The organism is Synechococcus sp. YX-04-1 (assembly GCF_030546365.1).
Classification (GTDB): domain Bacteria; phylum Cyanobacteriota; class Cyanobacteriia; order PCC-6307; family Cyanobiaceae; genus Parasynechococcus.
The window spans coordinates 225784-238672 of record NZ_JAUONZ010000004.1 but is presented as its reverse complement, the minus strand read 5'-3'; the positions used below and the strand labels follow the sequence as shown (position 1 = coordinate 238672).

General features: G+C 62.8%; 17 protein-coding genes and 1 tRNA gene. 11 read left to right on the top strand and 7 right to left on the bottom strand.

The features are described from left to right. The first annotated feature begins 32 nt into the window (after positions 1-32). Genes def through Q3Y53_RS09110 form a run of 4 tightly spaced genes read left to right on the top strand, consistent with a single transcriptional unit; the run spans position 33 to position 1751 of the window. The gene (gene def / locus Q3Y53_RS09125) at positions 33-638 is read left to right on the top strand and encodes a peptide deformylase (protein ID WP_006849977.1); all 606 of its coding nucleotides are present in this window, start codon (positions 33-35) and stop codon (positions 636-638) included. A gap of 3 nt (positions 639-641) precedes the next feature. After that, positions 642-839, top strand: a complete 198-nt coding sequence (locus Q3Y53_RS09120) for a hypothetical protein (RefSeq protein WP_006850702.1) — start codon at positions 642-644, stop codon at positions 837-839. Between the two features lie 50 nt (positions 840-889). Further along, on the top strand, positions 890-1519 hold the full coding sequence (locus tag Q3Y53_RS09115) for a DUF3747 domain-containing protein (RefSeq protein WP_226425094.1): 630 nt from the start codon (positions 890-892) through the stop codon (positions 1517-1519). Positions 1520-1547: 28 nt separating this feature from the next. Beyond that, positions 1548-1751, top strand: a complete 204-nt coding sequence (locus Q3Y53_RS09110) for a hypothetical protein (RefSeq protein WP_303535240.1) — start codon at positions 1548-1550, stop codon at positions 1749-1751. On the opposite strand, the gene Q3Y53_RS09105 is transcribed toward Q3Y53_RS09110, so the two are convergent. Beyond that, a complete protein-coding gene (locus tag Q3Y53_RS09105) occupies positions 1745-3292 on the bottom strand; it encodes a YifB family Mg chelatase-like AAA ATPase (RefSeq protein ID WP_303535238.1) in 1548 nt (515 codons plus the stop codon). The genes Q3Y53_RS09110 and Q3Y53_RS09105 overlap by 7 nt on opposite strands. A 75-nt stretch (positions 3293-3367) precedes the next feature. Here Q3Y53_RS09105 and Q3Y53_RS09100 point away from each other — a divergent pair, with 75 nt between their 5' ends. From Q3Y53_RS09100 to Q3Y53_RS09090, 3 genes are read left to right on the top strand one after another with little or no spacing between them, the layout of a single operon-like run. Next, positions 3368-3709: a histidine triad nucleotide-binding protein gene (locus tag Q3Y53_RS09100; protein WP_303535237.1), complete on the top strand. Its 342-nt coding sequence runs from the start codon at positions 3368-3370 to the stop codon at positions 3707-3709. A gap of 55 nt (positions 3710-3764) precedes the next feature. Beyond that, a complete protein-coding gene (locus tag Q3Y53_RS09095) occupies positions 3765-5741 on the top strand; it encodes an ABC transporter ATP-binding protein/permease (protein ID WP_226425098.1) in 1977 nt (658 codons plus the stop codon). A gap of 9 nt (positions 5742-5750) precedes the next feature. Next, complete coding sequence (locus Q3Y53_RS09090) at positions 5751-5951, top strand: chlorophyll a/b-binding protein (RefSeq protein ID WP_226425099.1); 201 nt, start codon at positions 5751-5753, stop codon at positions 5949-5951. Here the strand turns inward: Q3Y53_RS09090 and Q3Y53_RS09085 are convergent, their stop codons facing one another. From Q3Y53_RS09085 to psbX, 4 genes are read right to left on the bottom strand one after another with little or no spacing between them, the layout of a single operon-like run. Beyond that, positions 5952-6428 (bottom strand): hypothetical protein, encoded by a 477-nt coding sequence (locus Q3Y53_RS09085; RefSeq protein WP_226425100.1) that lies wholly within the window; start codon positions 6426-6428, stop codon positions 5952-5954. Continuing rightward, positions 6425-6955, bottom strand: coding sequence for a hypothetical protein (locus Q3Y53_RS09080; RefSeq protein WP_303535234.1), 531 nt, complete (start codon positions 6953-6955; stop codon positions 6425-6427). Before Q3Y53_RS09080 ends, Q3Y53_RS09085 begins: the two co-directional genes overlap by 4 nt. Positions 6956-6960: 5 nt before the next feature. Continuing rightward, positions 6961-7893 carry a Ycf66 family protein gene (locus Q3Y53_RS09075; protein WP_226425102.1) on the bottom strand — a complete coding sequence of 311 codons (933 nt, stop codon included), beginning with the start codon at positions 7891-7893 and terminating at the stop codon, positions 6961-6963. A 49-nt stretch (positions 7894-7942) separates the two neighbouring features. Beyond that, positions 7943-8065, bottom strand: coding sequence for a photosystem II reaction center X protein (psbX, locus tag Q3Y53_RS09070; RefSeq protein WP_006851281.1), 123 nt, complete (start codon positions 8063-8065; stop codon positions 7943-7945). Between the two features lie 89 nt (positions 8066-8154). Here psbX and Q3Y53_RS09065 point away from each other — a divergent pair, with 89 nt between their 5' ends. Next, a complete protein-coding gene (locus Q3Y53_RS09065) occupies positions 8155-8475 on the top strand; it encodes a YggT family protein (protein ID WP_303535349.1) in 321 nt (106 codons plus the stop codon). 2 nt (positions 8476-8477) lie between these two features. Here the strand turns inward: Q3Y53_RS09065 and accC are convergent, their stop codons facing one another. Beyond that, a complete protein-coding gene (gene accC / locus Q3Y53_RS09060) occupies positions 8478-9824 on the bottom strand; it encodes an acetyl-CoA carboxylase biotin carboxylase subunit (protein ID WP_226425103.1) in 1347 nt (448 codons plus the stop codon). A 119-nt stretch (positions 9825-9943) separates the two neighbouring features. On the opposite strand from accC, the gene Q3Y53_RS09055 reads away from it, so the two are divergent. The 3 genes from Q3Y53_RS09055 to msrB all read left to right on the top strand — a co-directional run bounded on the left by Q3Y53_RS09055 (position 9944) and on the right by msrB (position 11748). Next, a tRNA-Leu gene (locus Q3Y53_RS09055) sits at positions 9944-10025 on the top strand. 9 nt (positions 10026-10034) lie between these two features. Further along, positions 10035-11318, top strand: a complete 1284-nt coding sequence (locus Q3Y53_RS09050) for a glycosyl transferase (protein WP_303535229.1) — start codon at positions 10035-10037, stop codon at positions 11316-11318. A gap of 28 nt (positions 11319-11346) precedes the next feature. Next, on the top strand, positions 11347-11748 hold the full coding sequence (gene msrB, locus Q3Y53_RS09045; protein ID WP_226425105.1) for a peptide-methionine (R)-S-oxide reductase MsrB: 402 nt from the start codon (positions 11347-11349) through the stop codon (positions 11746-11748). Positions 11749-11773: 25 nt separating this feature from the next. On the opposite strand, the gene Q3Y53_RS09040 is transcribed toward msrB, so the two are convergent. Then, entirely contained in the window at positions 11774-12859 is a 1086-nt protein-coding gene (locus Q3Y53_RS09040; RefSeq protein WP_303535226.1) for a PRC-barrel domain-containing protein, read from the bottom strand. Positions 12860-12889: the final 30 nt, after the last annotated feature.

Here is a 12889-nt window from a genome sequence, read left to right as displayed (position 1 = left end):
AATTACCATGCTGAATCAACGCGGCATTGGTCTTGGCAGGAAGCTTTGCAGAGTTGGCCCGTCAGGCCGATAAGTCGCGGGACACGATGCTGGTGCCCAAGACGGCCCTCGAAACTCCTCCGCTGGAGATTCACACCCTGGGCGATGAGGTGTTGAGGCAATCCGCGCGCCGCATCGGCAAGGTGAATGAGCAGGTGCGGGAGCTGGCCCGCGACATGCTGCGCAGCATGTACACCGCGAAGGGCATCGGCCTGGCGGCTCCTCAGGTGGGGATCCACCAGCAGCTGCTGGTGATTGATCTCGATCTTGAAAATGCAGCCACGCCGCCCCTGGTGCTGATCAATCCGGAAATCACGGCGGCCAGCGCCGGGCTCGACACCTACGAAGAGGGATGTCTCAGCATCCCTGGGGTTTACCTCGATGTCGTCCGCCCTACTGCGATTGAACTGAGCTTCCGCGATGAGATGGGTCGGCCCCGGAAGATGAAGGCCGATGGCCTGATGGCCCGCTGCATTCAGCACGAGATGGACCATCTCAATGGCGTGTTGTTTGTTGATCGCGTCACCGATGAAGACGGTCTGCAAAAGGAGCTCAAGGAGAAGGGTTTCGAGCGCCAAGATGTGCGGAGCGTCGCCTGAGTTATGCCGATGAAACCCCTGGCCGGCGTTTTCCTGGCCCTCGCCTGTGTTCTGGGTATCGCCAGCACAGGCTGTGTGTTTGAACTGGCCTACGGCGATCCCGATCTCGGGGTCAAAACCACCAGTTGGATCCTGGCCCTGGCGGCCCCTGGAACCGTGGGGACTCTTCTGTTCGCGATTCGCCTGAACAAACCGGCCTGATCGGGGGCGACCGATCCAGGCATCACTTTTACGATCCGCTCAGTTCCTCCATGGACGTGATGGCACGCTTTCGAATCGTGGCCGCTGCCGGCCTCGCTCTCGCAGCGACCTCTGCACCGGTGGCCCTGGCCCAGGGTTCGCTGTTCACGGCGGTGCCCGTGGAGTTAGGCAATTTCGTTTTGGTATCGGCCCCGATCGGTCAGGGCGAGCGTTCGCAGCTGAACATCTACGAGCAGCGCACCACGAAACGTCCCTGTTTTGCTGTGGCCGCAGGATCACCCGCCATGGTGGATCCCTTGTTGTCCAAGTTTGATTTCACTGGGGTTTGCAACCGCTACATCGATGGCAACGGTTATTCCCTGCGCATCGGGGGTGATGACCTCGGCACCCGATACCGGCTCAGCGTGGTGAACACCGGTAGAGATATCGAGTTGCTGGCCACTCCGACCAAGAATCCCTCCCAGCCGACCATGCTTGTGGCTCGGGCTGGTGGTGCCGCAAGTGGCTTTGTTCAGCTCAAGCTTGAGCCGGGCTGGACCTTGAAGCGACGGGCCTATGGCAAGAAGAGCCTGGGCCATCTCTACGTCTATCGGGACAGCGCACCAGTGGCTGGTTCCAGCCCAAACAAGGCGCCTGCTGAGACTGAACAGATCGAGAGCTCTACTGCTCCGTCTTACTGAGCCAGTACACAACCGGTGTAAACACCTGTTGTTCTTCTTTGTCAGTGATTTCACACTGAAGGAAGACCCCCCGGAGGCTGTGATGAAAACAACGGTTGTGCAATGGTTCCACTGGTTCGGTGAAGCGATGACCCATGCGCTGGGGTCGTTCGACGACCGCCATCTCCAGCCCCCACCGATCGGCACCCAGCCCTACCGGGACACGCCTGAGAAGCGAGCTCGCGATTACTGAGATCCAGGCTGCTTGAGCAGATCTGTGCAGCGGAAGCAACTCGCTTCCGCTACGGCGTTTCGATCGACGCTGGTCCGGTCGTTGAGGTCGGCAATGGTGCGCGCCACGCGCAACAGTTGAAGGCTGCTGCGTGTGCTCAGGCCGCGCTGGTTGATCAGCTGTTGCCAAAGGTCGAGTGCCGTTGCCTCGATGGTTCCGCTTTGCCGCAGCGCTGCAGCCGACAGCCGCCCGTTGCTCTCTCCACCAGGATTGCGCCTCTGCATCCGCTGCCGGGCCCTTTCAATCCGTGCGGGGGTGCACCAGGACGCTGAGGCTTGTGTTGGGCTCGGCTGCTTCAGCACCGCTGCCATCTCCTTGGCGGAGCGCCGTTCCAGCCGCAGTTGGAGATCGAGCCGATCCAGAAGCGGGCCGGAGAGCCGCTGCCAGTACCGCTGGCGCTGGCTGATGCTGCAGCGACAGCCATGGTCGCGGTCGCCATGCCAGCCGCAGGGGCAGGGATTGGTGGCCGCTACCAAGGTGATCAGGGCCGGGAACACTGTGCTCTGCTGGGCACGGCTGATCTGCACGGCGCCGTCCTCCAGGGGCTGCCGCAATTGATCCAGCACCGTTCGCGAAAATTCCGCCAGCTCATCGAGGAAGAGCACGCCACCGTGGGCCAGGCTCACTTCCCCGGGACGGGGTGAGCGTCCGCCGCCCAGCAAGGCGGCAGCGGTGCAACTGTGGTGTGGCGATCGAAAGGGGCGCTGCTGTTGCAGTTGATCGATGCCATGCAGATGGCCGGCGACGGAATGGATGCGCGTGATGGTGAGCGCTTCCTTGCGGTTCAGGCCTGGCAGCAGCCGCGGCAGTTGATGGGCCAGACGGGTCTTGCCGCAGCCAGGGGGACCCACGAGAAGCAGATGATGGCCGCCGGCCGCTGAAAGAGCCAGGGCGCGGGAGGCCAGGCTGCTATCGAGGCAGGGCCAGGGATCAGGACCGGTGTTTGCCGCTGAGGTGCGTGAGCGACTGCAACCGATCCCCGGCCAGGGTTGTTCTCCTTTGAGGTGCTGAACCAGCGCGTGCAGGTTGGGCGCGGTGTGGATCGCTAGCCCTTCAATCAGGCTGGCTTCATGGGCATTCTCAGGAGGAACCACCAGGGCCCGGGCCCTTTGCTGATGGGCTTTTTCGGCGAGGGCAATCACCCCTCGACAGGGCCTGAGGCTGCCATCGAGTCCCAATTCTCCGGCACACCAGAGGCCCTCCAGCTGAGGGCGGGCGAGCTGCCCGCTGGCCACCAACAGGGCCAGGGCGATGGGCAGATCAAAGGAGGGGCCTTCCTTGCGCAGATCGGCAGGTGCCAGGTTGATCACCACGCGCACCAGGGGGCCGCGGAAGCCGCTGTTGCGCAGGGCGGAGCGGACCCGCTCCCGTGATTCTTGAATCGCTTTGTCCGGCAGACCCACCAGCTGGATGCCTGGCAGCCCCGGGGCGAGATCCACCTCCACCACCACCGGTCTGGCCTCCAGGCCTTGCAGGGATGCACTGAGACAACGTGCCAGCATTCTTTGGAAGGTGACGCAGGAGATTCATGCCCCTGCTGTCACACCGGTCCCGCTGTTCCTTCCTTTTCGAGGCCCATGGCAGACGACACGATCTTCGGGAAGATCCTTCGTGGCGAGATCCCTTGCGATGAGGTCTACAGCGATGCGCAGTGCCTGGCCTTTCGCGATGTCGCCCCCCAAGCTCCGGTGCATGTGCTGGTGATTCCCCGCAAGCCGATCGAGAGCCTGCGTTCCGCTGCTGTCGAGGATGAGGCTCTGCTGGGTCACCTGTTGCTGGTGGCTGCGCGCGTGGCCAAACAGGAGGGGCTGGACGACTTCCGCACGGTGATCAATAGCGGAGCCGGTGCTGGACAGACGGTGTTTCACCTTCACGTTCACGTGATCGGTGGGCGTCCTCTGGAGTGGCCCCCCGGTTGATGTCAGCGGCGAAGTGGCGCGGTGACAGCCAGACTGAGCACAGTTCAGCAGTGGCATGACCCACCAGCTTCAGAACCTGCGCAATCAGGCCGCCAAGCTGCGTCGGCTTTCGCAGCCCTACTTCTTCCCCTACACCGAAGACAACGGTTGGCAGTTCTTTGGACTGCTGGTGAGCCTGCTCTTCTGTGTGGCAGGGATCGTGCTGTTCCTGGTCACCGGGTTGATGAACGGCCTGTCGTGGCTGTTGCCGGAGTTGACCGGCCAGTACCTCGGTGGTGTCCAGTCCTCCCTGGCCATGCTCTGGTCCCGTGGATGGGGGGCGGGGATTAGTGCCCTGTTCGTTCTGGGGGCTGTGGTCTTCGCTTCTGTGCGGGGCCAACTCAGGCATCGCCGCTGGCTGCCTTGGCTGTTTCTCGGCCTAATCATCCTGATGCTGTTGAGTGTGAACGGCATCAATGCCGGTATCACATTCATCGCCAGGGATCTGACCAATGCGTTGATCTCCAAAGACGGAGATGCGTCTTATCGCAACCTCTGGATCTACGGCGCCTGTTTTGCGGTCGCGCTGCCGATTCGCAGCCTGCAGTTTTATTTCACCCAGAAACTGGGGCTGTTCTGGCGGGAATGGTTGTCGCTGAGCCTGGTGGACGACTATCTGCGGGATAGGGCCTATTACGTGCTCAATCCCAATGATGAAGCGGCCACCAATGTTGATAACCCAGATCAGCGTATTTCCGAGGATGTTCGTGATTTCACAGCTCAAGCACTTGGTTTCGCGCTCAATATCTTTGATTCAATTCTCACGTTTTCCCTCAATATTCTCATCCTTTATTCGGTGAGTGAGGGTTTGACGTTCGCTCTCTTGGCCTATGCCGCGGCGATTTCGGTCTTGATGATTGTTGCCGGTCGCAAGCTGGTGCGGCTGAACAATTTCCAGTTGCGTTTTGAAGCGGATTACCGCTATGGCCTCGTGCGGGTGCGGGACAACGCCGAATCGATTGCTTTCTATGCCGGAGAGCAGCAGGAAGCCAAGGAGGTGACGCGTCGTCTGGCCACTGTCGTTGAGAACTTTAATCTGCTGATTGTCTGGGAGGTGCTGCTGCGGGTGCTGCAGCGCTCAAGCATCTACGCCAGCAATTTCATCCCTTATCTGATCCTTGCGGCACCAATTCTTGCTGGGGAAATGGATTATGGCGGCTTCGCTCAGGCGAACGTTGCTTACAACCTAGTTGAGGGATCGTTGTTTTTCATCATCTACAACATCGAAGCCTTGGCTCGTTTTTCGGCATCGATCAACCGGCTTGAAGGTTTTCAATCAAACATCTCCAACCTGGATCGCGAGGAGTGGAGTGATTACGTGCCGCGAATTGTGCCGTCCGAGCACCTGGCGCTTCAGGGGGTGACGGTCAAAACACCTCGCACTGACAACGTGCTGGTTCGTGACCTCAGTTTTTCCCTTGACAGCGCCGAGGGGCTGCTAGTGGTGGGCCCCTCAGGCTGTGGCAAAACCTCACTGCTGCGGGTGGTGAGTGGTCTTTGGGGTTCGCCGACGGGCACCGTTTATTCCCCTGGGCAGGGAGACCTGTTGTTCATTCCCCAAAAGCCCTACATGGCGTTGGGATCCCTGCGTGAACAGCTTTGTTATCCCCTCGATCAGGCCCGTTTCAGCGATGAGCAGCTTCGGGCTGTTTTGGATCAAGTGATGCTGGGCAAATTGCTGCAGCGTTATCCCGACCTCGACATCAAGCAGGACTGGCCGCGGCTGCTCTCTCTGGGTGAACAGCAGAGGCTGGCCTTTGCGCGGCTGCTGCTCAATTCGCCCAAGGTCGTGGTGCTGGATGAAGCCACCAGTGCCCTGGATGTCGAGACCGAATCCCGCCTTTATTCCCTGTTGCGAGACCGGGAGGTGGCTTTCATCAGCGTGGGCCACCGGCCAACCCTGAAGGACTTCCATGACACTGTTCTGGAGCTCAGCGGTGATCGCGACTGGCGGCTGATCCCGGCGACCAGCTATGACTTCGGGCGTTCCTGAAGCGGCCGGATGACCTCCACCAGCGAGCCCCCTGACACCACGTCCGTTCCGGAGACGTCCGCTACCACCAACGATGTGCCTGCCTTCGGCTGGAGTGGCTATGCGGAGCGGGTGAATGGCCGCTTCGCCATGGTGGGTTTTGTGGCTGTGCTGCTGATCGAGGTGCTCAGCGGCGACACGTTCCTGCATTGGGCGGGCCTGCTTCCCTGATCAGGGCAGGCGGATTAGATCCACATCCCAGCGGCCGTTTCGGCTTACCTGCACCGCCAAGCGCCGGCCTGAGCCGTCCAGGCTGACGCTGCGGGGTACACCCGGTGGATCCAGGGGAAGCCGTTGCGTCGCCCCAACGTTGCGCCGGTAGAGCACCAGTTCGGTGCGGTCTTCCCGCTGTTGGACCACGGCCAAGCGTTGCCCATCGGCACTGATGCTGACGCTGATTGGTTGGGCATCCGCACGGTTGAGGCCAGGCAGTGGGACAGGGTTGCGAGTGCGCAGGTCGATCAGTTCGACCCGCTCCCGTCCATTGCGTTGGCCCAGGCTGGCCAGCCAGCGTCCCCCTAGGGATGGATCCCGCCGGCTGTTCACCGATTGACGCAGCAGGCCGTTGAGGTCGGGCCGAGGGGTGGGCCTGGGGCTGCTGCACCCGGTCATCAGCATCAGGCTGAAAAGCAGAGCGACGCGGATCATGGCTCTGACGACAACGCCGGTGTGGAGAGGCTCTGCCCAGGAGGACGGTCCGGTTCGAGCAGATCACTTAGATCCAGCAGTTCCACGCGCCACCGGCCCTGATCCGTCACCTGGAGGGCGATTTGCTGTGCATCAGGCGCCAGGCTGAGCTGCACCGGGTCTCGGCCTCCCGGCAGCGGCAGGGGATGCATCCGGCCGTTTAAACGGTCGGTCACCACCGCGAGTCGGCGGCGCCCCCGCTGGGTGATCGCTGCAAGGTAGCGGCCGTTCCAGCTCAAAGAGGGGGAGCTGTGGGGTTGATGGCGGCTCAGCTGAGGAACAGACACAACTGATCTGTCGCTGAGACGGCGCAGCTGCACCGTGGGTCTGCCGCCGCGATCGCTGATGACCGCCAGCCACTCACCACTGCCACTCAGGGCTGGTGCTTGCTGACTGGTTGCGAGTAAGGCACCAGCGGCCCGTTCACTGCGACCGTTGCAGCCCGCCAGCACCAGACTGGCGAGCAGGATCAGCAGCGGGCGAGACAACTGGCTCAGTCGTCGAAGCGGGAGCTGTTGTCCCGCGGTCTGCCGGAGGAGGGCCGTGAGCTGCGGGGGGGTTGGCGGTTGCTGCTGGGCCGGTTCGAGGCCAGTGGCTGTTCCGCGGATCGCCTGGAGTCGCTCGCGGCACTGGAATTGGCGCTGGGGCGTCCCCGGTTCGGTGCCGCACTACTCGGCGCTGAACTGCGGCTGGGGGTGAAGGCGGCATCCTCTGCTCCTGAGGGAGCGGGTTCGCCGGAAGGACGCTCAGGCCGCCCCATCGGACGGCTGCCGCGGCGTTGTTCGTCTCGATCCGTCCGTCTGGAGCCGAAGTCGGGACGGCGTTCATCCCGGGCTTCTCCGGCACGGAAGCGAGCCATGCGACGGGAGCGTTCGTCGTTTTGTCCCCAGCCGGAATCGCCTTGATCAGGTCCTGAGGAGCGACGACTGGCGGCTTCCTCAGGAATGGCGGCACGGCTGGAGCGGCGCGGCCGGTAGAACTCCTCTTCGGGCCGGTCTTCGGCCTCATCGTCTCGGCCGGAGAAGCGGCGTCGCACCGGCTGGGGTTCATCAAAACGGTCGTAACCGCCGTCCTCCCAGCCGCCCCGGAGACCGCCTTGGCCTCCGCCCCGGGCTGGCGCGGGTTCGTCGTCGAAATAGGCGGAGCGCCGCGCCTGCTCGGTGGCGACGCCACGCAGGCGCACGCTTTCGTAGGCGAAGAAAACGGTTGTCCCTGCTAACAGGAACTGGCCGAACTGAAGAATCGGGTCGAGGCGCCAGCCCTGGAAGAACAGGATGCCGCCGCAGAGCAGCCCGATGGCTGCAAAGAACACGTCGTAGTCCCGGGCCAGGGCGGGCTTGAACGACCGCATGAAATAGAGCAGAGCGCCGCCGACGGCCAAAACGATGCCGACGATGCTGGCCCAATTGAGACTGGCGTTAACCAAAGCTCTGCTCCCGCTTAGGAGTCAGTCTACGAGGGGCGCCAGGGGAAGATCAGAGCTTGCGATCGACTTGGTCGGTCTGGCTCAGCAGAAACAGGGCAATGGAGGCAGGAATCACGACGATCACACCTCCCCAAAGGAGGCTGCTCAGAAAGTTGGAGAGGGAGGGGGTCATGGGGTTACTGCCGTCTGCATCAAAGCCGCGGTGATCTTAAGAAGCGATGCCGTCTTTCTACGATGACGAGACGATTTGCTTTGAGCTTTGTGATGCCGCTGCTGCTCCAGGCCCTGCCAGTTCTCCACCTGTTGCTCGGCCTGCTGTTGGCTGCCTGGACCCTGGCATTCCTGCTGCGCATCGTGCTCACCTGGTACCCCCAGGTCGACCTGAATCAGGGGGCCTGGCCTGTAGTGGCGTGGCCGACGGAGCCGGTGCTGGCGGTCAGCCGCCGCGTGATCGCCCCGATCGGTGGGGTCGATGTCACCCCGGTGATTTGGGTGGGTTTGATCAGTCTCGTGCGCGAGTTATTGGTCGGTCAGCAGGGGCTGCTCTCACAGATCCTGATGAACGCCCAGGCGGCTGCCTGAGCTCAGGGGAGCATCTCCTGCTCTACGAATTTGGTGTGCACATCGCCGTTGATGAACTCCGGCCGATCCAGCATCTCCAGGTGGAATTCCACAGTTGTTGGGATCCCGGTGACGGCACATTCGTTCAGGGCCCGCTTCATCCGGGCCATGGCGTGGTCGCGATCCTTGCCCCAAACGATCAGCTTTCCGATCAGGGAGTCGTAGAAGGGTGGGATGTCGTAGCCGGTATAGACGTGGCTGTCGACGCGCACACCCGGCCCGCCGGGGGGCAGCCATCCGGTGATGCGTCCGGGGGCGGGACGGAAGTTATGGCGCGCATCCTCAGCATTGATCCGGCATTCGATGGCATGGCCGGTGAGTTGGATTTCCTCCTGGCGCACGCTGATGGGTTCGCCACCGGCGATGCGCAACTGCTCGGCGATCAGATCCACACCCGTGACCATTTCGGTCACCGGGTGCTCCACCTGGATCCGGGTGTTCATCTCCATGAAATAAAAGCCCCCGCTGCGGTCAAGCAGGAATTCCACCGTTCCGGCGCCCTCGTAATTGATGCTTTGGGCAGCAGCTACGGCTGCTTCGCCCATGCGGCGGCGCAACTCGGGATCCAGGGCTGGGCTTGGGGCCTCCTCAAGCAGTTTTTGGTGACGGCGCTGAATCGAGCAGTCCCGCTCGCCAAGGTGCACCACATTGCCGTGGCGGTCGGCCAACACCTGCACTTCCACGTGGCGCGGCCGATCGATGAATTTCTCCATGTACAGGCCGGGGTTACCGAAGGCGGCTTCCGCTTCCCCCTGGGCTGCTTTGTAGAGGCTTTCCAGCTGACTGGCGTCTGGAACAAGGCGCATGCCGCGACCGCCGCCGCCGGCGGTGGCCTTGATCATTACGGGATAGCCCATCTCTTCGGCCAGGACGGCCGCCTGCTTTGTGCTGCTGAGCAGACCTGCACTGCCGGGCACCGTGGGAACTCCCACCGACTGCATGGTCGACTTCGCGGTCGACTTGTCCCCCATCGAGCGAATCGCGTGAGGGGACGGTCCAACGAAGGTGAGGCCGTGATCACGGCACATCTCGGCAAACTTGTCGTTCTCCGCCAAGAACCCGTAACCGGGGTGGATGGCGTCAGCACCGCGGGAGGTTGCGGCCGCCAGGATGTTGGGAATGTTGAGGTAGCTCTTGCTGCTCAGGGCTTCGCCCACGCAGACCGCTTCATCAGCGAGCTGGACATGAAGTGCGTCTTTATCCACTGAGCTGTAAACAGCAACGGTGGCGATGCCGAGCTCTCGGCAGCTTCGAATGATTCTGAGGGCAATCTCGCCGCGGTTGGCGATCAGCACTTTGCCGATGGGCATCCCGCAGCATGTTCAGGCCTGACGCCGGATCGTATCAGCGCAGACCGAAGATGCAGAGAGCGAAGACCCTGCCCGGTATGATCTGTCCTCGACAACACCCGAGCGGTGAAGTCGACCACGCGGATGTGGTGGAATTGGTAGACACGCACGTTTGAGGGGCGTGTGGCTTCGGCCTTGCGAGTTCAAGTCTCGCCATCCGCATTTTTTTCTTTGGCCCGTCCCCGCCCAGCAGAACCAGGACCGGCCGTAGTTCTTGTTTCGAACGGTCCCGGTGAGTTGACCACCTGGGTCCGCCCACTGGCCGAGCGGCTGCACGCCAGCCTTCGCCTGCGTCCCCGGTCTTCGAATGCACCGGCATCCCTGCATTTGGTGTTGGTGCCCTGCCCCAATGCCACCGGCCAGGAGCGCGCGGCAGCTGAGCCCTGGGGCTTGTTTGATCGCATCGTGCCGGCATGGCGCTTTTGGTCGCTGCTGTTGCGTCCCCAGCGCTACGGCCCATGGCCGCAGAAGGGTGTGGTGGTCTTCTTGGGCGGTGATCAGTTCTGGACTGTTTTGCTCTCGGCTCGTCTCGGCTACCGCCACATCACCTATGCCGAGTGGGTGGCGCGTTGGCCGGGCTGGAACGACCGGATTGCGGCGATGTCGGACGCGGTGCGGCTCCAGCTGCCGGTCCGTTACCAGCCCCGATGCCGCGTGGTTGGCGATCTGATGGCGGATCTGTCGTCCTTCGCTCGCCGCGAGGATCCCCTCCCTGAGGGCCGGTGGGTGGCCCTGCTGCCGGGATCCAAGCCGGCCAAGCTGAGCGTTGGTATGCCCTTTCTGCTCGACACCGCGGATCGTCTGGCTCGGTTGCAACCCGGATGCCGCTTTCTGCTGCCGCTGGCTCCCACCACAAGCGTTGATGAGCTGCTGCGTTTCGCCGGCGCATCCAACCCGATTGCTTCCCGCTACAGCGCCTCCGTGGCGTCGCTTGACCGGAGTGGTTCTGCAACAGAGATCGTGACCGCGGCTGGGACGCGGATTCTTCTGCTGGAGCAGCATCCGGCCCATGGCCCCTTGAGCCAGTGCGCCCTGGCCCTGACCACGGTCGGTGCCAACACGGCCGAACTCGGCGCCCTTGCGGTGCCGATGATCGTGATTGTTCCCACTCAGCACCTGGAGGTGATGCAGGCCTGGGACGGCGGGCTGGGGCTGCTAGCGCGACTGCCGGGTCTGCGGCGTCTGATCGGAGTTCTGTTGACTTTCTGGCGTCTGCGTAACAACGGGTTTATGGCCTGGCCCAACATCAGTGCGGGTCGCGCCGTGGTGCCGGAGCGGGTGGGGGCGATCACCCCCGAGGCGATTGCGCTGGAGGCCTGCGATTGGTTGAACGCGCCCGAGCGGTTGGAGGGTCAGCGCCAGGACCTCCAGGCCTTGCGCGGAGAGCCTGGGGCGGTGGCGGCATTGGCCTCCGAGGTGAGGGGGTTGCTTCCTCGAGAGCTCAACGCTTCCTAGGCTGCGCTGGACTCTGGTTTCGACGACCATGACTCCGTCCAATCCGGTCGAACGCAGCGCCGAGGAGTGGAAACAATCACTCACCCCGGAGCAGTTCCAGGTGGCCCGCTGCGGCGGCACCGAGCGAGCGTTCACCGGGGCTTACTGGAACAACAAAGCCACCGGGATGTACCACTGCGTCTGCTGTGGCGCACCCCTGTTCAGTTCCGATACCAAGTTCGATTCGGGAACGGGTTGGCCGAGCTTCTGGGACGGAGTGAATTCTGAGGCAATCACCATCAAGGAGGATCTGACCCACGGGATGGTGCGCACCGAAATCAATTGCGCTCAATGTGACGCTCACCTCGGGCACGTCTTTCCTGATGGCCCCGCGCCCACGGGCCAGCGCTATTGCGTCAACAGTGCATCGTTGGACTTCAAGGCGTCCTGAACGACTATCGGCGCCTTCGGCCCGTTCACCAGGGATCGTCGAGATCCTGGCTTCGGCGCTGGGGTGCTCTGTCTTCCATCGGTTCCACATCCAGGGGCTCGCCGGACTGCTGAACCGCTCGGCGGGAGGCTGGCATCGCTCGCCGTGGGGGCTGTTCTTCGTAAGCAGCCTGTTCTTTGTAGGCAGGCTCCTGTTCGTAGGGCGCGGGCTCGTTGAAGGTCCGAGCTCGCTCAGCCGGCCGCTCGTCGTAGCGGGGTGGTTCCGCGTAGCTCTGCTCGTCGTACCGCTGGGGCTCATCGAGGTAGCGGCGTTGCTGCATGGACTCCTGCCGCCGGTCCTCCAGTTCCACGTATTCCAGTTCTGCATCAGCTTCAAGCCGCTCGGCTTCTGAAGCCTTGAGCCGTCGTTGCTCCTGCTCCTGCGGTTGGCCGGAGGTGAGCTGATTTTCGACGGGTACCAGGTTGACCCGGTAGCGCTCCCGCTCCTGCTCTTCCCAGCTGGGGCCACCGACCCCCAGCTTCTCCAGCACGCCGCTGTTCAGCTGTTTGAGCTTGTCTTCGGCACCCTCATAAACAATGATCCGATCCGGGCCACTGCTGACGATCTCCTCCACCGGCATTTCCCAGGTGCTCAGCACTCCTTCCCCCAACAGGGGCACGCCAAGGGCTCCCATCACCAGGGTGGTGAGTTCTCCGGTTTCGATGTCGAAGGCGAAGCCGAGTACGCGCCCGAGCTGCTCGCCGGACTCGGTGATCACCTGGCAGTTGATCACCCGGCTGTAGCGCTCGGGGTTGAAGTTCTCACTCAGGGAGTCGGCGGAATCCACCAGGATCACGTCGCCCACCTGACGGATCCGGTCCAGCGGCATCCAGCGCGGCAGGCCGGGCAGAAAACGGGTCAGTGGGTTGTCCCGCAGTCCGACGGCGACCACTTCACGGCGGTCGATATCGACGATCACTTCACCCACCACCCCTAGGCGGCGGCCGGTGTCACGGGTGATCACCTGGGTGCCCATCAGTTCGGAGCGCAACCAGAGGCGATCGCTGGGCACGCCAGTGGTGATGGCGTCAGTTGGGGTAGGGGTCGGGGTCAAGCGCGGGCCCTCGGCCATGGACAGTCAGATCATTGTGGCGCAGGGGTT

Excerpts from the sequence above, each read along its gene's own strand:
- psbX (WP_006851281.1), bottom strand. The coding sequence starts at position 8,065 with ATGACCCCCTCCCTCTCCAACTTTCTGAGCAGCCTCCTTTGGGGAGGT.
- msrB (WP_226425105.1), top strand. The coding sequence starts at position 11,347 with ATGACTCCGTCCAATCCGGTCGAACGCAGCGCCGAGGAGTGGAAACAA.
- Q3Y53_RS09095 (WP_226425098.1), top strand. The coding sequence starts at position 3,765 with ATGACCCACCAGCTTCAGAACCTGCGCAATCAGGCCGCCAAGCTGCGT.
- Q3Y53_RS09115 (WP_226425094.1), top strand. The coding sequence starts at position 890 with ATGGACGTGATGGCACGCTTTCGAATCGTGGCCGCTGCCGGCCTCGCT.
- Q3Y53_RS09105 (WP_303535238.1), bottom strand. The coding sequence starts at position 3,292 with ATGCTGGCACGTTGTCTCAGTGCATCCCTGCAAGGCCTGGAGGCCAGA.
- Q3Y53_RS09085 (WP_226425100.1), bottom strand. The coding sequence starts at position 6,428 with ATGATCCGCGTCGCTCTGCTTTTCAGCCTGATGCTGATGACCGGGTGC.
- Q3Y53_RS09100 (WP_303535237.1), top strand. The coding sequence starts at position 3,368 with ATGGCAGACGACACGATCTTCGGGAAGATCCTTCGTGGCGAGATCCCT.
- Q3Y53_RS09090 (WP_226425099.1), top strand. The coding sequence starts at position 5,751 with ATGACCTCCACCAGCGAGCCCCCTGACACCACGTCCGTTCCGGAGACG.
- Q3Y53_RS09040 (WP_303535226.1), bottom strand. The coding sequence starts at position 12,859 with ATGGCCGAGGGCCCGCGCTTGACCCCGACCCCTACCCCAACTGACGCC.
- accC (WP_226425103.1), bottom strand. The coding sequence starts at position 9,824 with ATGCCCATCGGCAAAGTGCTGATCGCCAACCGCGGCGAGATTGCCCTC.
- Q3Y53_RS09120 (WP_006850702.1), top strand. The coding sequence starts at position 642 with ATGCCGATGAAACCCCTGGCCGGCGTTTTCCTGGCCCTCGCCTGTGTT.